At 52.3% G+C, this 20,025-nt stretch carries 22 protein-coding genes, 2 tRNA genes and 1 other RNA gene; 12 read left to right on the top strand and 13 right to left on the bottom strand.

Annotation, left to right across the window (positions count from 1 at the left end; all coding sequences use genetic code 11):
* Nucleotides 1–101: 101 nt before the first annotated feature.
* Together mdtG and BJP35_RS13170 are read left to right on the top strand one after the other, a co-directional pair.
* Nucleotides 102–1,331 (top strand): multidrug efflux MFS transporter MdtG, encoded by a 1,230-nt coding sequence (gene mdtG / locus BJP35_RS13175; protein ID WP_040017130.1) that lies wholly within the window; start codon nucleotides 102–104, stop codon nucleotides 1,329–1,331.
* A gap of 84 nt (nucleotides 1,332–1,415) precedes the next feature.
* On the top strand, nucleotides 1,416–1,790 hold the full coding sequence (locus BJP35_RS13170; protein WP_020884694.1) for a MysB family protein: 375 nt from the start codon (nucleotides 1,416–1,418) through the stop codon (nucleotides 1,788–1,790).
* A gap of 6 nt (nucleotides 1,791–1,796) precedes the next feature.
* Here BJP35_RS13170 and BJP35_RS13165 read toward each other — a convergent pair whose 3' ends face one another.
* The 3 genes from BJP35_RS13165 to mdoG all read right to left on the bottom strand — a co-directional run bounded on the left by BJP35_RS13165 (nucleotide 1,797) and on the right by mdoG (nucleotide 6,180).
* A complete protein-coding gene (locus BJP35_RS13165; RefSeq protein WP_020884695.1) occupies nucleotides 1,797–2,024 on the bottom strand; it encodes a YceK/YidQ family lipoprotein in 228 nt (75 codons plus the stop codon).
* Between the two features lie 81 nt (nucleotides 2,025–2,105).
* On the bottom strand, nucleotides 2,106–4,634 hold the full coding sequence (gene mdoH, locus BJP35_RS13160) for a glucans biosynthesis glucosyltransferase MdoH (RefSeq protein ID WP_032681268.1): 2,529 nt from the start codon (nucleotides 4,632–4,634) through the stop codon (nucleotides 2,106–2,108).
* Nucleotides 4,627–6,180, bottom strand: coding sequence for a glucans biosynthesis protein MdoG (gene mdoG / locus BJP35_RS13155; RefSeq protein WP_025204472.1), 1,554 nt, complete (start codon nucleotides 6,178–6,180; stop codon nucleotides 4,627–4,629). Before mdoG ends, mdoH begins: the two co-directional genes overlap by 8 nt.
* Nucleotides 6,181–6,435: 255 nt before the next feature.
* Between mdoG and mdoC the strand changes: the two genes are divergently transcribed.
* The gene (mdoC, locus tag BJP35_RS13145; RefSeq protein ID WP_047744317.1) at nucleotides 6,436–7,575 is read left to right on the top strand and encodes a glucans biosynthesis protein MdoC; all 1,140 of its coding nucleotides are present in this window, start codon (nucleotides 6,436–6,438) and stop codon (nucleotides 7,573–7,575) included.
* 34 nt (nucleotides 7,576–7,609) lie between these two features.
* Here mdoC and ymdB read toward each other — a convergent pair whose 3' ends face one another.
* From ymdB to csgB, 5 genes are all read right to left on the bottom strand, one after another.
* Entirely contained in the window at nucleotides 7,610–8,152 is a 543-nt protein-coding gene (gene ymdB, locus BJP35_RS13140) for an O-acetyl-ADP-ribose deacetylase (RefSeq protein WP_014169527.1), read from the bottom strand.
* Between the two features lie 106 nt (nucleotides 8,153–8,258).
* Nucleotides 8,259–8,579 (bottom strand): hypothetical protein, encoded by a 321-nt coding sequence (locus BJP35_RS13135; protein ID WP_014169526.1) that lies wholly within the window; start codon nucleotides 8,577–8,579, stop codon nucleotides 8,259–8,261.
* A 159-nt stretch (nucleotides 8,580–8,738) separates the two neighbouring features.
* On the bottom strand, nucleotides 8,739–9,071 hold the full coding sequence (csgC, locus tag BJP35_RS13130) for a curli assembly chaperone CsgC (RefSeq protein WP_014169525.1): 333 nt from the start codon (nucleotides 9,069–9,071) through the stop codon (nucleotides 8,739–8,741).
* Between the two features lie 59 nt (nucleotides 9,072–9,130).
* On the bottom strand, nucleotides 9,131–9,586 hold the full coding sequence (csgA, locus tag BJP35_RS13125; RefSeq protein ID WP_014169524.1) for a curli major subunit CsgA: 456 nt from the start codon (nucleotides 9,584–9,586) through the stop codon (nucleotides 9,131–9,133).
* A 41-nt stretch (nucleotides 9,587–9,627) separates the two neighbouring features.
* Complete coding sequence (gene csgB, locus BJP35_RS13120; protein WP_020884698.1) at nucleotides 9,628–10,083, bottom strand: curli minor subunit CsgB; 456 nt, start codon at nucleotides 10,081–10,083, stop codon at nucleotides 9,628–9,630.
* A 766-nt stretch (nucleotides 10,084–10,849) separates the two neighbouring features.
* Between csgB and csgD the strand changes: the two genes are divergently transcribed.
* From csgD to csgG, 4 genes are read left to right on the top strand one after another with little or no spacing between them, the layout of a single operon-like run.
* On the top strand, nucleotides 10,850–11,500 hold the full coding sequence (gene csgD / locus BJP35_RS13115; RefSeq protein WP_020884699.1) for a biofilm master transcriptional regulator CsgD: 651 nt from the start codon (nucleotides 10,850–10,852) through the stop codon (nucleotides 11,498–11,500).
* Between the two features lie 4 nt (nucleotides 11,501–11,504).
* Nucleotides 11,505–11,894 carry a curli production assembly/transport protein CsgE gene (gene csgE, locus BJP35_RS13110; protein ID WP_020884700.1) on the top strand — a complete coding sequence of 130 codons (390 nt, stop codon included), beginning with the start codon at nucleotides 11,505–11,507 and terminating at the stop codon, nucleotides 11,892–11,894.
* 23 nt (nucleotides 11,895–11,917) lie between these two features.
* Nucleotides 11,918–12,331, top strand: coding sequence for a curli production assembly/transport protein CsgF (csgF, locus tag BJP35_RS13105; protein ID WP_020884701.1), 414 nt, complete (start codon nucleotides 11,918–11,920; stop codon nucleotides 12,329–12,331).
* Between the two features lie 26 nt (nucleotides 12,332–12,357).
* Nucleotides 12,358–13,191 carry a curli production assembly/transport protein CsgG gene (csgG, locus tag BJP35_RS13100; RefSeq protein WP_014169519.1) on the top strand — a complete coding sequence of 278 codons (834 nt, stop codon included), beginning with the start codon at nucleotides 12,358–12,360 and terminating at the stop codon, nucleotides 13,189–13,191.
* Nucleotides 13,192–13,234: 43 nt separating this feature from the next.
* On the opposite strand, the gene BJP35_RS13095 is transcribed toward csgG, so the two are convergent.
* The 4 genes from BJP35_RS13095 to ghrA all read right to left on the bottom strand — a co-directional run bounded on the left by BJP35_RS13095 (nucleotide 13,235) and on the right by ghrA (nucleotide 16,149).
* On the bottom strand, nucleotides 13,235–13,717 hold the full coding sequence (locus BJP35_RS13095) for a DUF1097 domain-containing protein (RefSeq protein ID WP_143349636.1): 483 nt from the start codon (nucleotides 13,715–13,717) through the stop codon (nucleotides 13,235–13,237).
* 96 nt (nucleotides 13,718–13,813) lie between these two features.
* Nucleotides 13,814–14,368: a molecular chaperone gene (locus BJP35_RS13090; protein ID WP_020884703.1), complete on the bottom strand. Its 555-nt coding sequence runs from the start codon at nucleotides 14,366–14,368 to the stop codon at nucleotides 13,814–13,816.
* 20 nt (nucleotides 14,369–14,388) lie between these two features.
* A complete protein-coding gene (locus BJP35_RS13085; RefSeq protein WP_014169516.1) occupies nucleotides 14,389–15,126 on the bottom strand; it encodes a phosphatase in 738 nt (245 codons plus the stop codon).
* Nucleotides 15,127–15,210: 84 nt separating this feature from the next.
* Nucleotides 15,211–16,149: a glyoxylate/hydroxypyruvate reductase GhrA gene (ghrA, locus tag BJP35_RS13080; RefSeq protein WP_020884704.1), complete on the bottom strand. Its 939-nt coding sequence runs from the start codon at nucleotides 16,147–16,149 to the stop codon at nucleotides 15,211–15,213.
* Nucleotides 16,150–16,381: 232 nt separating this feature from the next.
* Between ghrA and BJP35_RS13075 the strand changes: the two genes are divergently transcribed.
* Nucleotides 16,382–16,469, top strand: a tRNA-Ser gene (locus tag BJP35_RS13075).
* A gap of 484 nt (nucleotides 16,470–16,953) precedes the next feature.
* Here BJP35_RS13075 and BJP35_RS13060 read toward each other — a convergent pair.
* Nucleotides 16,954–17,859 (bottom strand): LysR family transcriptional regulator, encoded by a 906-nt coding sequence (locus tag BJP35_RS13060; protein WP_086463315.1) that lies wholly within the window; start codon nucleotides 17,857–17,859, stop codon nucleotides 16,954–16,956.
* Between the two features lie 109 nt (nucleotides 17,860–17,968).
* Here BJP35_RS13060 and BJP35_RS13055 point away from each other — a divergent pair, with 109 nt between their 5' ends.
* The 4 genes from BJP35_RS13055 (at nucleotide 17,969) to BJP35_RS13040 (ending at nucleotide 19,944) form a co-directional block, all read left to right on the top strand.
* Complete coding sequence (locus BJP35_RS13055; protein WP_040017122.1) at nucleotides 17,969–18,829, top strand: pirin family protein; 861 nt, start codon at nucleotides 17,969–17,971, stop codon at nucleotides 18,827–18,829.
* A 20-nt stretch (nucleotides 18,830–18,849) separates the two neighbouring features.
* Entirely contained in the window at nucleotides 18,850–19,527 is a 678-nt protein-coding gene (locus tag BJP35_RS13050; protein ID WP_086463314.1) for an isochorismatase family protein, read from the top strand.
* Between the two features lie 147 nt (nucleotides 19,528–19,674).
* A tRNA-Ser gene (locus tag BJP35_RS13045) sits at nucleotides 19,675–19,762 on the top strand.
* 45 nt (nucleotides 19,763–19,807) lie between these two features.
* A non-coding RNA gene (locus BJP35_RS13040) (RtT sRNA) lies at nucleotides 19,808–19,944 on the top strand.
* The last annotated feature ends 81 nt before the right edge of the window (nucleotides 19,945–20,025 follow it).

Raw genomic sequence — 20,025 nt, 5'->3', positions numbered from 1 at the left:
TAAAAGCTCCTCCGCATTGCAGCGATCATAACCCAGGCGCATACTTAGCAGGCTTATTACTTCAGGCCTATGGTGCTTTGCACCTCATTATGCGGATTGTTATGTCACCCTCAGATGCCCCCATAAACTGGAAGCGTAACCTCACGGTTGCGTGGCTTGGCTGTTTTCTCACCGGTGCGGCGTTTAGCCTGGTGATGCCCTTCCTGCCGCTTTACGTTGAACAACTTGGCGTCACCGGTCACAGTGCGCTCAATATGTGGTCTGGCCTGGTCTTCAGTATCACCTTTCTCTTTTCCGCGATTGCTTCGCCCTTCTGGGGTGGCCTTGCCGATCGCAAAGGACGAAAGATCATGCTGCTGCGTTCGGCACTGGGGATGGCCATCATCATGGCGCTGATGGGCCTTGCGCAGAACGTCTGGCAATTTCTGATTTTGCGCGCGTTACTGGGGCTGCTGGGGGGCTTTATTCCTAACGCAAATGCGCTCATCGCCACCCAAATTCCGCGACACAAAAGCGGCTGGGCGCTCGGCACGCTCTCTACCGGTGGCGTGAGCGGCGCATTGCTGGGACCGCTGGCAGGCGGACTGCTGGCGGATAACTACGGCCTGCGTCCGGTCTTTTTCATTACTGCCAGCGTCCTATTTCTCTGCTTTATCGTCACGCTGCTCTGTATCCGTGAACGTTTCACCCCGGTCACTCGAAAAGAGATGCTCCACGCACGGGATGTGCTGACCTCGCTTAAAAACCCCCGGCTGGTGCTAAGCCTGTTCGTAACGACCCTGATTATTCAGGTAGCAACCGGGTCGATTGCCCCTATTCTGACGCTCTACGTTCGCGATCTGGCCGGTGACGTCAGTAATATTGCGTTTATCAGCGGGCTTATCGCGTCGGTGCCCGGCGTGGCAGCGCTGCTCAGCGCCCCGAGGCTGGGAAAACTGGGGGACCGCGTGGGCCCGGAAAAAATCCTGATATGCGCCCTGGTGATTTCCGTTCTGCTCCTCATTCCGATGTCGATGGTACAAGCACCGTGGCAGCTTGGCCTGCTGCGTTTCTTACTGGGAGCGGCAGACGGCGCGTTACTGCCTGCGGTTCAGACCCTGCTGGTGTACAACTCAACGAACCAGATAGCCGGCCGCATTTTTAGCTATAACCAGTCATTTCGCGATATCGGCAACGTCACCGGACCGCTTGTCGGAGCCGGGATTTCCGCCAGTTTTGGTTTCCGCGCCGTGTTTATCGTCACCGCGGGCGTGGTGTTGTTTAATGCGGTTTATTCGTGGTTCAGTTTATCGAGGGCTTTACGACCGGTCGTTAATAAGACGAACGCGTGACAGCTTATTTTTGCATTCATACTTGCAGAACCCGATATTCAGCTATTCTTTCCCTGAAACCTTCAGGAAAACAGGGAGACACCAATGACCATGTACGCCACACTGGAAGAAGCTATTGATGCCGCTCGTGAAGAGTTCCTCGCCGATAATCCCGGCGTTGAGGAAGAAAATGCTGACGTGCAACAACTTAATATCCAGAAATACGTTCTGCAGGACGGGGATATTATGTGGCAGGCCGAATTCTTTGCTGATGATGGCGAGGAAGGAGAATGTTTGCCGGTCCTGAGCGGAGAAGGTGCGCAGGCCGTCTTTGATGGCGACTATGACGAAATCGAACTACGGCAGGAATGGCTTGAAGAAAACACCCTGCACGAGTGGGATGAGGGCGAATTTCAGCTCGAGCCACCGCTGGATACGGAAGAAGGACAGACCGCAGCCGATGAGTGGGATGAGCGTTAATTTCCCCTATTCATAAGGGCCGTGCTGAGCGTCGATCGGCAGCAATAGCGTATCGAATACCAGTGAAAACGGTAAATCGAGCACGGTGAGATAGCGCCACGCTGAGTCACGTACATCCCATTTTACCCCGGGGTAGTACTGATTACCGTGGCCTTGCCCTGGAATGGTGCGGCTGATGATGCTGCCACAGCCGCTGAGTAAACACGCCATCATCACGGCGAGGATTATTTTCATCAATGACCTCTAAAAAAATACCGGCTTTTCAGCCGGTATTTTTATTTGCCGGGTAGCATAACGCCGCCGGGCACAGAAGGCTTACTTCGCCTTCAGCGCGAGTGGATTAATTTTAATCTCTTTATAGTGGCTGACCCACGAAGAGTATTTTTCCGGCGCAGACCACACACGGTAGTGAAGGCGTGCCATCGTAACCGGATCGCTCAACAGCACCAAACGACGGTCGCGGTTGAGTTTTTCCGGCGTATCGTTCAGCGCCTGCTCAACGTGACGATCGCGGGCAATCTCCAGTACCTGGCTTGCACGGTGACGCGCTGTCGCCATGGCCGTCGCCAGAGCGTTAAATGACGGGTTAAACACCGCGTGCATAAAACCATCTTCCAACGAACGTTTGCGGTTCTGCTCAAGATACGTGTCGGTATCCACCAGCACCTGTGGCGGCGAATACTCTTCCGGGATCAGGAACAGTTTCCAGCGTTTGGTACGCAGCCCCACCGTTGAACGGCTCGAAATCACTGACACAAACGGTGACAGGATCAGCGAGAAGACAATCGGTGCCAGCCAGAACAGGAAGCGCAGATCCAGCCAGGCCATACCTGCCGCCCATACCAGACCCAGCAGCAGCTGCGAGCCATGACGCATGAAGGCTTCCCCCCACGGCGTGGAGTCATCATCACGCTGCGGTGAATTCCAGACCACTTCCCAGCCGAGGAACGCGCTGACCACAAACACGGTATGGAACAGCATACGCACCGGCGCCAGCAGCACGGAGAACAGCACTTCCAGCAGAAGCGAGAGCGTCACGCGGCAGAAACCACCGTACTCTTTCGAGCCTTTGCACCAAATCAGAATGATACTGAGCAGCTTAGGCAGGAACAGCAGCACCATGGTGGAGGCAAACAGCGCAATCGCCAGCTCCGGACGCCACTGCGGCCACACCGGGAACAGCTGGCGCGGTTGCAGGAAGTATTGCGGTTCCGTCAGAGCATGCACCACCTGTAGCGCAGTAGAGAGCGCAAGGAACATAAACCACAGCGGTGCGGAGAGATAAGACATTACGCCAGTCAGGAACACAGCACGGTGAACCGGGTGCATCCCTTTAACAAGGAACAGGCGGAAGTTCATCAGGTTACCGTGACACCAGCGGCGGTCACGCTTGAGCTCATCCAGCAGGTTCGGCGGCAGCTCTTCGTAAGATCCCGGCAGGTCGTAAGCAATCCAGACGCCCCAGCCAGCACGACGCATCAACGCCGCTTCCACGAAGTCGTGCGACAGAATAGACCCCGCAAACGAACCTTCACCCGGCAGCGGAGCCAGCGCACAGTGCTCAATGAACGGCTTCACGCGGATAATGGCGTTGTGGCCCCAGTAGTGAGACTCACCCAGTTGCCAGAAGTGCAGACCGGCAGTAAAGAGCGGCCCGTAGACGCGGGTTGCGAACTGCTGGCAGCGCGCATAAAGCGTGTCCATACCGGACGCTTTTGGCGAAGACTGGATGATCCCCGCGTTCGGGTTGGCTTCCATCAGACGCACCAGACCGCTCAGGCAGTCGCCGCTCATTACGGAGTCAGCATCCAGCACGACCATGTAGCTGTACTGATTCCCCCAGCGACGGCAGAAGTCATCGATGTTTCCGCTTTTACGCTTCACGCGACGACGACGACGGCGGTAGAAGATCTGGCCTTCACCCTGTACTTCCGCGATCAGTTCCATCCAGGCTTTTTGCTCGGCAACGCAAATGTCCGGGTTGTAGCTGTCACTCAGGATATAGACGTCAAAATGCGCCGCGTTACCGGTTGCCTTTACGGATTCCCAGGTCGCACGCAGACCCGCAAATACGCGGTCAACGTCTTCGTTACAGATAGGCATGATCAGCGCCGTACGGTGCTCAGGATTAAGGGGTTCATCCCCGACCGTTGAGGCTGAAATGCTGTATTTGTCCCGCCCCATCAGCAGCTGCAGGAAGCCCATCAGCGCGGTCCAGAAACCGGCTGACACCCAGCAGAAGAGAACGGCAAACAGCAGAAGAATGCCGCTCTGCAGGATATACGGCAGCAGCTGCATGAAGGAGACCCAGATATCCTGGCCCATCATGTCTGCAGGGTTAATAAGCGCCCAGCCCTGGTAAGGCAGAATGGTTTTCATGTACCAGGTAGCGACCACGGTCTGCGCCAGCGTCAGTAACAGCAGAATGTAACGACGAATGGTCCCCACGGTCCGCCATTTCTGTTCGGAGGCCTGCTCTTCTTTCGTCAGGCGCGACAGATAGCGCGGCGTAACATCACGCCCACGCAGGCGATCCCAGAAGCGGCCAACCGGGTTGGTGCGCCACGGGTCAGGGAACATCGAGGAACGCGTGGCTTTCGGCATTGCCTGAAGCTGATCGCGTCCTTCGTCGTCTTTAATCAACTGCCCTTCTGCCAGCGAGTCTGGCCATGCCTGCTCCAGACGCGCCTTTACTGACCCCAGCGGCGTATCATCGTCACGTGAAAACGGACGGTGTTCGCCATCCAGCGCGGTATGCACCGCGCGGATGTCGCTTTTAGGCAGCGCCGCTTTTTCAATGTCCGTCAGCGGCATGGCATCAATATATTCAGATGTATTATTCATTGGCAGGTAGCTGATAGCTCCAGGTTTCACTCAGCGGCTGATCGTTACTGACCAGCGCAGCACGCATTTCAGTGGTCTGTTTCGGATCTTTCACTTTCACGCGTAGCGTCAGACGCCAACCTTTCGTTACCGGGTTATAGCGTACGGTGTTCTCAACGATTTCACCGTTATCACCGATGCTGGCCTGAGCCGCAACGGCAGTATCCGGGGACAGTTTTTTCATATCCTGGCCCGCGAAGTCCACAACAAAGGCCACGGTGCCATCAGGCTGACGGATCAGGTTAGACTGCTTCACATCACCCGTAGAACGGCGAGTCTGCATGACGTACGCGTTATCCGGCGCATGCAGTTTGTCTTCGTCGCGGCTAAAGGTAATGGTGTATTTGAAGTTCATCTCTTTACCGGCTTCCGGCAGCTGATCCGGCGTCCAGTAAGCAACGATGTTATCGTTGGTTTCGTCATTGGTTGGAATTTCAACCAGCTCAACTTTACCTTTACCCCAGTCACCTTTCGGCGTGACCCAGGCGCTTGGGCGCAGGTCATAGCGGTCATCCAGATCTTCAAATCGGGAGAACTGACGGCCACGCTGCAGGAGGCCGAAACCTTGCGGGTTTTCCATCGCAAAACTGCTAACAGCCAGATGTTTCGGGTTATTCAGCGGACGCCAGATCCACTCACCATTACCTGCATGAATAGAAAGACCGTTGGAATCGTGCAGTTCCGGGCGGAAGTTCGTCGCCGGTGACGGCTGATTCGGCCCAAACAGGAACATACTGGTCAGCGGTGCAACGCCCAGTTTGCCGACTTTATCACGCAGGTAAACTTTGGACTGCACGTCAACGACCGTGTCACGGCCAGGCATAATCACAAAGCGATAAGCACCGGTCGCACGCGGGGAATCCAGCAGTGCATAAATAGTCAGGCGTTTGTCGGTTGGTTTTGGACGTTCAATCCAGAACTCGCGGAAACGCGGAAACTCTTCACCTGATGGCAGCGCGGTATCAATGGCGAGGCCACGCGCAGAAAGCCCGTACACCTGCCCTGCCCCGATCACGCGGAAGTAGCTGGCACCGAGCATGCTGACGATTTCGTCGTTTTTATCTTTGCTGTTGATCGGGTAAAGCACCTTGAAGCCAGCGAAGCCCAGGTCTTTAACCGTATCTTTATCGTGCTGAACATTGCCAAAATTGAAGTAATCCGGGCTGTACTTGATTTTACGTACCGCGGTCGCCGTCACTTCATTAATGGCAACAGGCGTGTCGAAGTACATTCCCTGATGATAAAACTCAAGCTTGAACGGGGTTTTAATGTTGTTCCAGTACGCTTTGTCATGGTTGAACTGGATCTGCTGATAGTCCGCATACTTCATGTCGCGGAAAACGGAGGGCAAGTTACTTTTTGGCGCTTCGTAGCTCTTGCCTGCCATCGATTTTGCCTGTTTTGCGACATCGTCGATGTTAAAGGCCAGTGCCGATGAGGTATACAGAGATAACACCACTGCAGCACCCAACCAACGCATTTTCATCATCTGTGGTTTATGTTTCATAATAAGTAAGCACTTCCCCCTTTGTGTGCTTATATCGATCCGATCCATTTTAATGGAAACTCAGGCAATCCGACAACATTATCACTGCTTTGTTCAGCTCGCTGGCTCATGGATTAAGCAAATGAAAGAACCCGCTTTTCACTTTGCGTGCTTATCCTGGAGACAGGGTGTCGGTCTTGGTGTAGGGTTGGCTTCGAATGTAACCATTATGAGTCTTAGGGATAAGGCGAAAAGTCTGAGAATGCACAAAGTTATATGAGCTCAACACCTGTAGAACGTGAATATTTCCTCGACTCGATCCGGGCATGGCTGATGCTGTTGGGGATCCCCTTTCACATTTCACTGATTTACTCCAGCCACACCTGGCATGTGAATAGCCAGATGCCTTCCTGGTGGCTCACGCTGTTTAATGACTTTATCCATGCTTTTCGTATGCAGGTGTTTTTTGTCATATCCGGCTATTTCTCCTACATGCTGTTCTTACGCTACCCGGTAAAACGCTGGTGGAAAGTGCGCGTGGAGCGTGTGGGCATTCCGATGTTGACCGCCATTCCCCTGCTGACGTTGCCGCAGTTTATTATGTTGCAGTACGTCAAAGGCAAGGCGGAAAACTGGCCAAATCTGACGCTGTATGAAAAGTACAATACCCTGGTCTGGGAACTGGTGTCTCACCTGTGGTTCCTGCTGGTCCTGGTGGTGCTCACCACGGTCAGCCTGGTCATTTTCAGCCGCCTGCGCCATCGCCTGAGTACCCAGGCCGATACCTTCTTCGCCAATATTACGCTGGGTAAACTGTCTCTGCTCTTTTTGCTGCTGGGTATCGCCTATGCGGCCGTGAGACGCACGCTGTTTATCATGTATCCGCCGATACTGAGTGACGGACTGTTCAATTTCGTCGTGATGCAGTCGCTGTTTTACATCCCCTTCTTTTTAGCCGGTGCGCTGGCATTTATTCACCCCAAACTTAAATCGCTGTTTACCACCCCGTCGCCATGGTGCGCCCTGGGTGCCGCTATCGCGTTTGCGGCCTATCTGTTAAATCAGCGTTATGGCAGCGGCGATGGCTGGATGTATGAAACAGAAAGCGTGATCACCATGCTGCTGGGTCTGTGGATGGTAAATGTGGTCTTCGCGCTGGGACACCGCTTGCTGAACTTTAAGTCCAGCCGCGTGACCTACTTCGTCAATGCTTCACTGTTTATTTACCTGGTGCACCACCCGCTGACGCTGTTCTTCGGCGCTTATATCACGCCACATATTGCGTCCAACACGCTGGGTTTCTTTACCGGACTGGTCTTTGTGATTGGGATTGCCATCGTGCTCTATGAAATCCATCTGCGGATCCCGCTCCTGCGTTTCCTCTTTTCAGGAAAACCGCAGGCTAAAGCCTCATAAACAAACGCGGCGCACTCAGTGCGCCGCGTTTGTTTTAGCTCTCTACGTCCTGTCCACGCTGCGTGAGAAGCCGCTGATAAAGGTGCGTGGTTTCTTCGTCGAAACAGACAAAAATCACCTTCTCAGGCATCGGCTTGAGGGAGAGGTATCGGTAAACGGTCTCTACCGCGATCGTGGCAGCGGCAGGTTTTGGATATCCGTATACCCCAGTGCTGATAGCCGGAAAAGCCATCGTCTTATAGCCGTTATCCGCGGCCAGGCGCAGGCAGTTGCGGTACGCCTCCTCCAGAATACTCGCCTCATGCCGATCGCCGCCATGCCATACAGGCCCCACTGCGTGAATCACCGCTTTGGCAGGAAGATCTCCCGCGAGGGTAATCACCGCATGACCCGGAGGACATTCACCCTGCTGCTGACGCACAGCTTTACAGGCCTCAAGGAGCTGCGGTCCTGCAGCCCGGTGGATTGCGCCGTCAACACCGCCCCCGCCCATCAGTGATGGATTGGCCGCATTAACGATCACGTCGACGTGCATCGTCGTAATATCGCCATGAATGACTTCAATTTGCGGTTTCATACGTACCCTCTGCTACCCGCCTTTTTCTTAAGTGTATCGCAGAGGAGGTATGGATAAAAAACTATCGGGGAAAAACCTCTTCCGCCGGGGAGCGGAAGAGCGAGAATTAACGATACTGAATTTGAACAACCGCGAGCGTTTTTTCGGGATTAAGGTACTTCATGCTGAGAGTTGCGAGGCTGGAATCGTTGACCTGACCGTTAAGTACATCTTCATAGCTGACCCTGCGCGTTTGCATCCGATTATTATCCGGGCATGTCATTGCAAACGCGTCATGATGCGGTGTGACCACGCAGGGGTCTGCGACAATAGCGCCGCGAAAATGAATCACACCACCGTCGACAATCGTGGCTGAAAAAGCGGGGGTAATAAATGCAGAGAGGATCAAACCTAAACCATAAACCCGTCGGGCTAAATATTTGGTCACTATATGTACTCCTCAATGAAAGTCGTCCTTGAGGGGTAAACGCGCTCCGTTAGGGCAAACAAAGCATCACGTTATGGAACAGCACTTCACAGCTCCTGATAACAGCATAGCTCAACCGCGCACGCCCGCCATATCCACAACGTCTTGATTTCATAATCATTAGAGCGCACTTCCCGCCGGGGACCATTGCTGTGATAAATGAAGCGATTTCCCGTCAGAGACAGTGACAGTAATGTTCACCTTGTCTCCGGAATCTATATTTAAACTCAGCCGCATTAAATCAATCGTCTGATTAGCGGGAATAAAAAGTGTGTTTTGTTGCCGTGAAGAACTTTGCCCCCCCTGCCCCTGTCGCAAAGAGACAATCTGCACCTGACATTCACACGGTTCCGTCAGAATAACCTGCGGAATAATGGTGGTCATATTTCCCTGTTGCGATGTTTTAAACGTGATCTGACTGGAAAGCGCCGCGAGGAGAATTAAGGTATTCATGATGAACTCCCGAAAAAAAACAGGGCAAATGCCCTGTTTTTTGTAGCACAGACTGGAAATTAATACTGATGTGCAGTCGCGTGGTTGCCAAAACCAACCTGCTGAACAGTCACAGTGGATCCGGATGCGGTTTGATCAACAGCAGCACCGTTGCCACCACCGTACTGGCTAACGTTCATCACCGAGTGGTTACCATTCCACTGGTCAAGCGTTGCGCTGTTACCGAAACCATTCTGAGTCAGACTAATTGAGCTGTCATCAGAGCCCTGACCAACGTCAGCACCGTTACCGCCGCCACTCTGATTAATGGTCAGTGTGGAATTTCTCGCACTGGTTTGCAAAGCGAGAGCCGAGTTACCGCCACCGTACTGGTAAATGCTCAGCGTTGAATTTGGACCACTGTCATGACCACCGTGGCCATGCCCGTTACCCCAACCGCCTTGATTAATACTACCGGCCATAGCACTACCAGAAACTACGATTGCTGCAATTGCTGCCACTTTGATAAATTTCATGGTAAACCCCCATCGGATTGATTAAAGTCGCCGCTAAATAACTAACGCTGAATAACGCGAATCGCCATTTGCGACTGTCTCTGCACTACAACTGCGGTTTTCTGCGTACCGTACTGCGTAATATTTGCTCTATTACCCGACCCTTTTTGGATAATTTTCGCACTATTACCATATCCATCTTGCGTAATACCTGCATCATTCGCGCTACCGCTCTGATCGATCCAGGCAATATTATAAGTCCCTGATTGATCAACTCTCGCTCTGTTGCCTGCTCCATCCTGAGAAACAATGGACAATAATTTTGACCCGTCCTGGCGAACCTGAGCATCATTTAACATGCCCTGCTGACCAATAATGGCTGCCTGATTTAATGATGAACGACTTAATTCATTAACCGTGAAGTTATATTCAGCGTTAGCCAAATCTGAATCAGCCGCGATTACAAATCCAGGCGCACCCAGTAATGTAAACATCATAAATAACGATGTATTTTTCATGTTGTCACCCTGGACCTGGCTATTTGATAACGCCATAACCTTGTTACTGTGACTTCGTGTTAGAACGACTCGTAATTTGTTAACGCGTCGTTACGGTGATGAGTATGTCTGCCGAAACATTTTAAATATCTCACCCGCGTGGCTTATTTTTATTTATCACGTCACCTCAAAGTAGTAATTCCATGCAAAAAAACGTTATAGACCGGGGTTCTTATTTTTCTATTAAGCTTTTCTTAATAATCGATTACGCAGCGGGACGAGAGGGGTAAAGCCCCCATGCAACGGACGCTAAACGAAACGCCAGGAGGACATTTTACACAACACGTAACACGAGACCTGTTTTCTTAAGACGCAGCACCGTTCATTACAGGACTTAGAAAATCTCTGTGACTCATACCTCTTTACGGGAAGAAATAAATAATTAATATTCATAAAAATCAAATTATTATAAATATTTGTATGATTTTTAAAATCTGTGCAGGGTTATTTATATGTACAACTTTCTTATCATTCCACAACATTTAAAAGAGTCCAATTTCACAAATTAATATTGATTTTTACATCCCGTTACATGTTTAACACTTGCTTTAAAGTTAGTAATAGCTAGATTGAAATCAGATGTACGAAATTTGTTTTATATTTACCTCCTGCTGGAGGTTATGGTTTTTTTCTTCACACAGCAGTGCAACATCTGTCAGTACTTCTGGGGTCCTCTTTTTTATCTGGAGGACCGCTGTCAGGTGTCATAAAAAAGTGGGGTTTCATCATGTATAATGAAGTCCAAAGTTTACATGGTCATACGTTACTGTTGATCACAAAACCTTCGTTGCAAGCGACCGCTTTATTACAACATTTAAAGCAATCGCTGTCTCTGCACGGGAAATTACATAATATTCAACGTTCTTTTGATGATATTGCACCTGGCAGTATCATTCTGATTGATATGATGGAAGCGGATAAAAAGCTTATCCATTACTGGCAAGATAATTTAAGCAGGAAAAACAATAACATCCGCGTGTTATTATTGAATACCCCTGATGAGTATCCCTTCAGAGATATTGAAAGCTGGCCGCATATCAATGGTGTGTTCTATATCACGGAAGAAGAAGATCGGCTGGTCGAAGGTCTGCAGGGTATATTGCGCGGCGAGTGTTATTTTTCGCAAAAACTTGCCAGCTACCTCATCACGCACTCCGGAAATTACCGCTATAACAGTTCAGAGTCAGCGCTGCTAACGCACCGTGAGAAAGAGATCCTGAACAAATTGCGCATTGGTGCTTCAAATATTGAAATCGCCCGTTCGTTATTTATCAGCGAAAATACGGTAAAGACGCACCTTTATAATCTTTTCAAGAAGATAGCTGTTAAGAACCGAACTCAGGCTGTTTCATGGGCAAACGATAACCTCAGGCGTTAATCAAATGAAACGCACGTTGAGTTGGATCGCCGCAGCGAGTTTCATGCTCGCTGCCGGGAACGTACGGGCCGTCGAGGTCGAAGTTCCCGGATTGTTAACAGACCACACTGTCTCCTCGGTCGGGCACAATTTTTATCGTGCATTCAGTGACAAATGGGACAGTACATTTACTGGAAATATAACAATCAACGAGCGGCCCAGTGCACGATGGGGAAGTTGGATAACAATAACGGCTAATCAGGACGTTATTTATCAAACATTTTTATTCCCCACGAAAATAGACTTCGATAAAAACGTAGCCTTAGCACTGGCTCAATCAGAAGATGCTATTAATCGCCTGCAAATTGATAAAGCGCTATTAAGCACCAGCGATTTAGCAAAAGACGAATTCTAGCGAACCTATATCCGGAGGCTGTCATGCGTATTGCATATGCAGTTGTTTCGATAATGCTAATAACCCCTATAAGCTGGGCCGGAAATATGACGTTCCAGTTCCGTAACCCTAACTTTGGCGGTAATCCCAATAATGGGGCGTTTCTGTTGAACGAAGCCCAGGCGCAAAACTCCTATAAGGATCCCAGCTTTAAGGATTTTAGCGTCGATACCCCATCGGCACTGGACAACTTCACGCAGGCTATCCAGTCGCAGATTTTGGGAGGGTTGCTGACCAACATTAATACCGGCAAACCCGGCCGAATGGTGACCAACGACTTCATTGTCGACATCGCCAACAAGGACGGACAACTCCAGTTGAACGTTACCGATCGAAAAACCGGGAAAACCTCCACCATTCAGGTTTCCGGTCTACAAAGTGATTCAACGAACTTTTAAACAACAACGAAATAAGGACAACGATCATGCAGCGCTTCCTGATATTTGTTGCAGTGTGCTTATTGAGCGGTTGTTTAACTGCTCCACCTAAAGAAGCTGCAAAACCAACATTAATGCCTCGGGCTCAAAGCTATCGTGATTTAACACATTTACCTGCGCCGACCGGTAAAATATTTGTCTCGGTTTACAACATTCAGGATGAAACGGGACAATTTAAACCTTATCCGGCAAGTAACTTCTCTACGGCAGTGCCACAGAGCGCCACCGCCATGCTGGTGACCGCCCTGAAGGATTCGCACTGGTTTATTCCTCTGGAACGTCAGGGTCTGCAGAACCTGTTAAATGAACGGAAAATTATTCGCGCTGCGCAGGAAAATGGCACCGTCGCGAATAATAACCGCATGCCGCTGGAATCACTGGCCGCGGCGAACGTCATGATCGAGGGATCGATTATTGGTTATGAAAGCAACGTTAAATCGGGTGGTGTGGGCGCGCGTTACTTTGGTATCGGTGCTGATACGCAATATCAGCTCGACCAAATCGCCGTAAACCTGCGTGTCGTCAACGTCAGCACGGGCGAAGTGCTCTCTTCGGTAACGACCAGCAAAACCATTCTTTCTTATGAAGTGCAGGCCGGGGTTTTCCGCTTCATCGATTACCAGCGTTTGCTGGAGGGTGAAATCGGGTATACCTCTAACGAACCGGTCATGATGTGTCTGATGTCAGCCATAGAAACCGGAGTAATCTTCCTGATTAATGATGGTATCGATCGTGGATTGTGGGACCTGCAGAACAAAGCAGAGGCGCAAAACCCGATACTGGTTAAATACCGCGATATGTCGGTGCCTCCGGAATCCTGACAGGAAGCGCATAAAAAAGGCGAGATCATCATCTCGCCTTTTTTTATTCGCTTACCGCAGTGATGTTTTGCGCTTTATCCCGTCTGGCGGCCAGCCAGAGGCCGCTGTTCTTCATGGCATAGCCAAACACCAACCCCAGCATTAGCGAGGGAAGCACCAGCGCCCAGTCCCCCTGCCCTGCAAACGTCGCGCATGCGCCCATAAAGGTACCGGGTACAAACGACAGCAGCATATGCTTTGCCTGGATACACATCAAAAACGCGACTACGCCGGTCATGATATAGCCCAGCATCTCCAGATGCGGGGCCAGCGCGCTGCCCTTCATAATCACGAGTGCCCAGATAACACCGCTCATCAGGGTACAGCCAGAGATGAAAAGCCCTTTTACGCCGCCCTGCGGGCAGGCAAAGTAGGCCGTACAGCCCAGAAACCCGGCCCAGCTGAGCAACCCGAGAGAGACCGCCACCCATCCCCATAGTCCGGAGAGAATGCCTGTCGTTAATGCGATACAAAGTAAAATGTTCATGGTGCGCATCTTAGCAGAAGCGCACCATGGAAATGAGATCAGATGCACATTCCGTGCAAGATGAAATGTATGATTGCAGAATTTATGTGAACTAAATCACTCTTCATCCTCTTCTTCCAGCTCATCCCACATTGCCGCAATGGCGTCGCGGGTCAGCGGAGCCAGCGTTCTCCAGAACGGCGAGGTCGCATGTGCTTCAACTTTGCCGAGGAAAGTACCGCACCACGGCAGCAGATACGCTTCGAAGAGCGTTTCGATAGCCTCGTTCTCATCATCAGCGGCGTGATCTTCAATCCAGGATGCAGCCAGCAGCAACGTTCCGATATGGTCCGCAGGGGTATCCGTCAGCGGCATTCCGCGTTCAGAGAGAAACGCGCGCACTTCCGCTTCCGTCGCCCCTTCCTGCCAGGCTGAACGGTACGGCGAAACGCGGCATTCGTCGCCAATAAACAGTGCGTTGTAATCCGTTGAAATCTGCTGCATATCGCAACTTTTTTGCAGACGCTCCAGCAACTCATCCTGTTCCAGCGGCCAGTTTTGCGCCAGTTTCCCTTCACGAATCAGGGTAAAGAGTGGAACCAGCAGCGGGTCTTGCGGCTGACGATAGAACAGCGTACCCAGCACGCGGCAAAGGATGGAAAACTCATTCATTTTTTTATTCCATTACACAATTAAAGATCGGCAAATTCATCAATCGGATCCATTCCGCGTGACTCGAGGAAATCAAGCATGCGGCGTGGGGTAACGTTAAGGATCCTGTCTTCCGGGAAATCCACGTCATTCAGTATTTTCAGGCATTCACTAAAATCACCCAGCGTAAACGCGGTATGGGAATCGGAACCCAGCGCCACCATGCCGCCGGCATCCCGTACTGCAGCTGCAACGGCGCGACAGTTTGCTTCACTGCCCTTACGCGAGTGAACAAAAGAAGAGTTATTGATCTCCAGCGCCACGCGGTGTTTCGCTGCCGCTTGGGCAACAGCCTCGATATCAATCGGGTATTTAGGATTACCCGGATGAGAAATAATGTGCACGTTGCCGCTGGCTATAGCAGCAATCATCGCTCGGGTGTTCGTCTCTTTATCCTGCGGCGCGAAAACCGGCTCGTGGAAACCGGCAAGGATCAGATCCAGAGAGGTCAGCATCGGTCCGGTGCAGTCGATTTCACCGTCTGTATTTTTAATGTTTGCCTCGATACCGCGCAGTATCCCAATACCGTCCACCAGACGTGGCCAGATCCGCATATTCACAAAATGCCAGTAGTGCGGCGCATCTGCCATGTCCGGGCCGTGATCGGTAATCGCAAAAAGCGTAATGCCCTTGCGTTTCGCTTGCGCGATATAATCATGGAGGTTGCTATACGCGTGGGTACTGGCGACGGTGTGCATATGCAGGTCAACGGGATACATCTTTCTCTCCTCTGCGGTTTTTCCAAAGGATAGCAGTTATCTGCAGCGAATATTAGCAAAAACCCGGCTAACGCCGGGTTTCACTCAGTAGCCGCGCTGTCTGTCGACCTGTCCGGTTACCGGATGGCCCTGCTCCATCTCACTGATGGTGTGGGTAATATAGGCCACAGCTTCCGCCGGACGCGTGACCGCTGCAATGTGCGGCGTCATCGCCACACGCGGATGTGCCCACAGCGGGCTTTCGGCCGGTAACGGCTCGCGGCTGTACACATCCAGCATCGCCCCTTTCAGTTTTCCGCTGTTCAGCGCCTGCAGCAGATCGGACTCAACAAGGTGTACCCCGCGCGCCAGGTTCATTACGTAACTCTGGTCAGCCAGTTGATTTAGCAGTGCACCATTGATAATCCCCACCGTTTCGGCCGTATTTGGCAGCAGGTTGATGAGCACGCGCGTACCGTTCAGGAACGCAGGAAGCTCATCAGCGCCGGCAAAACTTTCTACGCCCGGATAATCCTTGCGGCTACGGCTCCAGCAACGCAGTGGGAAGCCCCACGGGGCAAGTGCTTCAGCGACTTTTGAGCCGAGCACGCCAGCCCCGAGGATACCAATGGTAAAATCTTCGCGCTGATAATCAGGCAGCGGCTCCCAGTGGGATTGCTGTTTTAGTGCCTGATAGTCGTCGAAGCGGCGGAACCAGTGCAGCACCTGGCTGACGGCATACTCCTGCATTTGCTGGCCCATGCCGGTATCTTCCAGACGGAAAAGAGGGATCTCTTCCGGCAGCATTTCAGGGTGTGCTTTCAGTTTGCTCAGAATCGAATCCACGCCGGCGCCCAGTGCAAAAACGGCCTTCAGTTTACGGCCCTGGAGCATTTCTACCGGCGGATGCCAGACCAGCGCGTAGTCAGCATGTTCGTTATCACCACGTTTCCACTCACGCACGCGCGCCCCGGGCAACGCCGCCGAAAGTGCCTTAATCCAGTAAGCAGTATCAAAAGTGGGGTGATAGAAGATTATATCCATAGTCATTCCTGCCTTTTATTGCGCTGTTTTGTGTTCATTTTCAACTGGATTGCCAGCATAACAAATTTTTCCCGCCACCGCGTTGTTGATAAAAAAGACGCTTTCAGCACATTTAAAAGCCATGTTGACTGAAGTTTGTCTAAATGCGCTGATTTACTGAAAAAGTGAGTTGACGCCAGTTCGGCTTTTCCTTACATTAGCGCCCGTCCCGGCAACAACGGGATGACAATATGGTGAGGTGTCCGAGTGGCTGAAGGAGCACGCCTGGAAAGTGTGTATACGGCAACGTATCGGGGGTTCGAACCCCCCCCTCACCGCCATATTCAAGATGAGAGCTCGTACGAAAGTACGGGCTTTTTTCTTTTATATTCCCCGGACAGGGGGGATGAGAATCCCCGACAGGGGGTCGACAACTGGCGACAGCCAGTTGGACAGACTGAGCGCGCAGCGAACAGGCTGCCCGAAGGGCGAGCGAAGCGAGTCAATCCCCCCCTCACCGCCATATTCAAGATGAGAGCTCGTACGAAAGTACGGGCTTTTTTCTTTTATATTCCCCGGACAGGGGGGATGAGAATCCCCGACAGGGGGTCGACAACTGGCGACAGCCAGTTGGACAGACTGAGCGCGCAGCGAACAGGCTGCCCGAAGGGCGAGCGAAGCGAGTCAATCCCCCCCTCACCGCCATATTCAAGATGAGAGCTCGTACGAAAGTACGGGCTTTTTTCTTTTATATTCCCCGCCCATGCAGTATGAGGCCTTGTGTGGTGTAAGTTCCTCACCCTCCCTCCAGGGGAGAAGGAAAGATTAATCTTCCACCATCCGCGCATACTCTTCGGTAAGAAAATCCACCAGTGCCCTCACAGACGGGAGTAACCCGCGTCTCGAAGGATACACAGCATGAATCACCTCACGTCGTGGCTCCCAGGCATCAAGTACGCGAATGAGGTCCCCTGACGCAAGCTGATCTTTCACCATCAATATCGGCAACTGCACCACGCCGATACCCGCTATAGCCGCTTCACGCAGCGCCAGCATATCGGTAGTGATCAGGCGAGGATAGTAATGGATTTCCGCCTTCGCCCCTTCGGGTCCGCTCAGTTCCCATTTATGGATGTGTTTACCCTCGTTCGTGCTTAATCCAGGCCAGGCACTGAGTTCAGAGGGCACCAACGGTTTACCCATCCGCTGTATCAACGCCGGTCCGGCGACCAGACAATGTCCCCGGTCAGCCAGTACCCTTAACACCAGATCGCTGTCATCGAACGGACGCGGGCGCACGCGAATCGCGACATCAATCCCCTCCCCCACCAGGTCTACCCGCCGGTTGGTTGCCTCAAGCTGCAGCGCGATCCCTGGATAGCGCGCCATAAATCTCGCCAGCATCGGGCCAACATGGACATGCAACAATGTTATCGGGCAGGTGATCCTGACAATACCGCGCGGCTCAGCCTGTAACGCGGCCACCGCCTCCTCAGCAGCTTCTGCTTCCACCATCATCGCTTTACAGTGCTGATAGAAGGTCTGGCCAACTTCTGTCACCGTAAACTGCCGCGTTGTGCGATGTATTAACCGCACGCCAAGCCGCTCTTCCAGCTGAGCTATCCGGCGGCTTAGCCGGGACTTCGGCAAATCGAGCGCACGCCCCGCGGCAGCAAAACCACCGTAGTCGACCACCTTCACAAACCAGACGAAGTCATTGAGATCCTGCATAAATCCTCATCGTTCTATTTTTAGAACAGTGAATGCCATTTTCACTATCTACCCGGATATTAACGCTGAATATAAGCTAATTACATCAACAACGCTTCAGGAGTTCATCATGAAAAACGTAACAGGCGTGTATACCGCTCCTCGTCAACACTGGGTTGGTGATGGTTTCCCGGTACGTTCAATGTTTTCTTACCAGACACACGGCGAGCCGCTCAGCCCGTTTTTACTGCTGGATTATGCCGGGCCATACACCTTCCCGGCGGATGGGGCAAAGCGCGGCGTCGGCGAGCATCCGCACCGGGGTTTCGAAACGGTCACCCTCGTCTATTCCGGCGAAGTTGAACATCGCGATTCCACCGGCAGAGGCGGCGTAATAGGCCCCGGGGACGTGCAATGGATGACGGCGGGCGCTGGCATTTTGCACGAGGAGTTCCACTCCAGCGCGTTCGCGCAGAAAGGCGGTGAACTGAAAATGATGCAGCTGTGGGTCAACCTGCCTGCCAAAGACAAAATGGCGACGCCGGGCTACCAGAGCATCACTAAGGCGGATATCCCTGTGATCACGCTGCCGGATAACAGCGGCTCGCTGCGGGTTATCGCAGGTCGCTACGAGGATGTTGCAGGCCCCGCGCACACCTTTTCGCCGCTAAACGTCTGGGACATCGCGCTCAATCAGGGTAGCCATCTCACGCTCAGTCAGCCGGAGGGATGGAGCACGGCGCTGGTTGTGATGGAAGGCACCATTACAGTGAACGGAACAGCCCAGGCAGGCGAGGCACAGCTGGTTGTATTAAGCCAGCAAGGCGACACACTCCATCTGGAAGCGAGCCTCGATGCCAAAGTCCTGCTGATGGCCGGCGAACCGCTGAATGAACCCATCGTGGGCTATGGGCCGTTTGTGATGAACAGTAAAACCGAAATCGCGGAAGCCATTCGTGATTTCAACTCCGGCCGCTTCGGCCAGATCTGATGGTAATAAAGGAGAAGAAGATGTCTGCACCTGCAAATTTTAACGGCTCACGCCCGGTTATTGATGTAAACGATGCGGTGATGTTGCTTATCGATCACCAGAGCGGACTTTTCCAGACCGTGGGGGATATGCCAATGCCAGAGTTGCGCGCACGTGCTGCGGCACTGGCAAAAATCGCTACCCTGGCGAAGATCCCGGTGATCACCACCGCTTCTGTTCCACAGGGACCGAATGGCCCCCTTATCCCGGAGATCCACGCTAATGCGCCACATGCGCAATACGTTCCACGTAAAGGTGAGATCAACGCCTGGGATAACCCGGAGTTTGTGGCTGCGGTGAACGCCACCGGGCGCAAAACGTTGATCATCGCCGGCACCATCACCAGCGTCTGCATGGCGTTTCCCTCTATTAGCGCAGTCGCGGAGGGTTATAAAGTGTTTGCGGTTATTGATGCCTCCGGCACCTACAGCAAAATGGCTCAGGAGATCACTCTGGCGCGCGTGGTCCAGGCCGGGGTGGTACCAATGGATACCGCGGCGGTTGCCTCTGAGATCCAGCGGACATGGAACCGGGAAGATGCAGCCGAGTGGGCTGAAGTGTATACCCATATCTTCCCTGCCTATCAGTTGCTGCTCGAAAGCTATACCAGAGCACAAGAGGTGGTCAAAAACAGCGAAGTGCTCGATTCACAGCGTTAATCACCGGCTCCACGGTCAAAAAGACGTGGAGCTGATTATTGCTTAACCGAACAAGCACTAAAGCAGAAAATCTGCTTGACCGTTTTAGCGCAACTCCCTATAGTAGCGCCCCGTTGCCCCCCAAGCGGTCAGGCAGCAAAACAATATGGTGAGGTGTCCGAGTGGCTGAAGGAGCACGCCTGGAAAGTGTGTATACGGCAACGTATCGGGGGTTCGAATCCCCCCCTCACCGCCATATTTAAGATAAGAGCTCGTACGAAAGTACGGGCTTTTTTCTTTTATATTCCCCGGACAGGGGGGGATGAGAATCCCCGACCGGGGTTCGACAACTGGCGACAGCCAGTTGGACAGACTGAGCGCGCAGCGAACAGGCTGCCCGCAGGGCGAGCGAAGCGAGTCAATCCCCCCTCACCGCCATTTTCAAGATAAGAGCTCGTACGAAAGTACGGGCTTTTTTCTTTTATATTCTCCGGACAGGACGCCCGCACAAAAAACAAA

The sequence above is a fragment of the Enterobacter sp. J49 genome (genome assembly GCF_002148625.1).
GTDB lineage: Bacteria > Pseudomonadota > Gammaproteobacteria > Enterobacterales > Enterobacteriaceae > Enterobacter > Enterobacter ludwigii.
The sequence above is the reverse complement of the archived record's forward strand: the minus strand, read 5'-3'. Positions and strand labels throughout refer to the sequence as shown.

What these genes read in the sequence shown, in the direction of transcription:
- mdtG (WP_040017130.1), top strand. Translation starts at nt 102, where the DNA reads ATGTCACCCTCAGATGCCCCCATAAACTGGAAGCGTAACCTCACGGTT.
- BJP35_RS13170 (WP_020884694.1), top strand. Translation starts at nt 1,416, where the DNA reads ATGACCATGTACGCCACACTGGAAGAAGCTATTGATGCCGCTCGTGAA.
- BJP35_RS13165 (WP_020884695.1), bottom strand. Translation starts at nt 2,024, where the DNA reads ATGAAAATAATCCTCGCCGTGATGATGGCGTGTTTACTCAGCGGCTGT.
- mdoH (WP_032681268.1), bottom strand. Translation starts at nt 4,634, where the DNA reads ATGAATAATACATCTGAATATATTGATGCCATGCCGCTGACGGACATT.
- mdoG (WP_025204472.1), bottom strand. Translation starts at nt 6,180, where the DNA reads ATGAAACATAAACCACAGATGATGAAAATGCGTTGGTTGGGTGCTGCA.
- mdoC (WP_047744317.1), top strand. Translation starts at nt 6,436, where the DNA reads ATGAGCTCAACACCTGTAGAACGTGAATATTTCCTCGACTCGATCCGG.
- ymdB (WP_014169527.1), bottom strand. Translation starts at nt 8,152, where the DNA reads ATGAAACCGCAAATTGAAGTCATTCATGGCGATATTACGACGATGCAC.
- csgC (WP_014169525.1), bottom strand. Translation starts at nt 9,071, where the DNA reads ATGAATACCTTAATTCTCCTCGCGGCGCTTTCCAGTCAGATCACGTTT.
- csgA (WP_014169524.1), bottom strand. Translation starts at nt 9,586, where the DNA reads ATGAAATTTATCAAAGTGGCAGCAATTGCAGCAATCGTAGTTTCTGGT.
- csgB (WP_020884698.1), bottom strand. Translation starts at nt 10,083, where the DNA reads ATGAAAAATACATCGTTATTTATGATGTTTACATTACTGGGTGCGCCT.
- csgD (WP_020884699.1), top strand. Translation starts at nt 10,850, where the DNA reads ATGTATAATGAAGTCCAAAGTTTACATGGTCATACGTTACTGTTGATC.
- csgE (WP_020884700.1), top strand. Translation starts at nt 11,505, where the DNA reads ATGAAACGCACGTTGAGTTGGATCGCCGCAGCGAGTTTCATGCTCGCT.
- csgF (WP_020884701.1), top strand. Translation starts at nt 11,918, where the DNA reads ATGCGTATTGCATATGCAGTTGTTTCGATAATGCTAATAACCCCTATA.
- csgG (WP_014169519.1), top strand. Translation starts at nt 12,358, where the DNA reads ATGCAGCGCTTCCTGATATTTGTTGCAGTGTGCTTATTGAGCGGTTGT.
- BJP35_RS13095 (WP_143349636.1), bottom strand. Translation starts at nt 13,717, where the DNA reads ATGAACATTTTACTTTGTATCGCATTAACGACAGGCATTCTCTCCGGA.
- BJP35_RS13090 (WP_020884703.1), bottom strand. Translation starts at nt 14,368, where the DNA reads ATGAATGAGTTTTCCATCCTTTGCCGCGTGCTGGGTACGCTGTTCTAT.
- BJP35_RS13085 (WP_014169516.1), bottom strand. Translation starts at nt 15,126, where the DNA reads ATGTATCCCGTTGACCTGCATATGCACACCGTCGCCAGTACCCACGCG.
- ghrA (WP_020884704.1), bottom strand. Translation starts at nt 16,149, where the DNA reads ATGGATATAATCTTCTATCACCCCACTTTTGATACTGCTTACTGGATT.
- BJP35_RS13060 (WP_086463315.1), bottom strand. Translation starts at nt 17,859, where the DNA reads ATGCAGGATCTCAATGACTTCGTCTGGTTTGTGAAGGTGGTCGACTAC.
- BJP35_RS13055 (WP_040017122.1), top strand. Translation starts at nt 17,969, where the DNA reads ATGAAAAACGTAACAGGCGTGTATACCGCTCCTCGTCAACACTGGGTT.
- BJP35_RS13050 (WP_086463314.1), top strand. Translation starts at nt 18,850, where the DNA reads ATGTCTGCACCTGCAAATTTTAACGGCTCACGCCCGGTTATTGATGTA.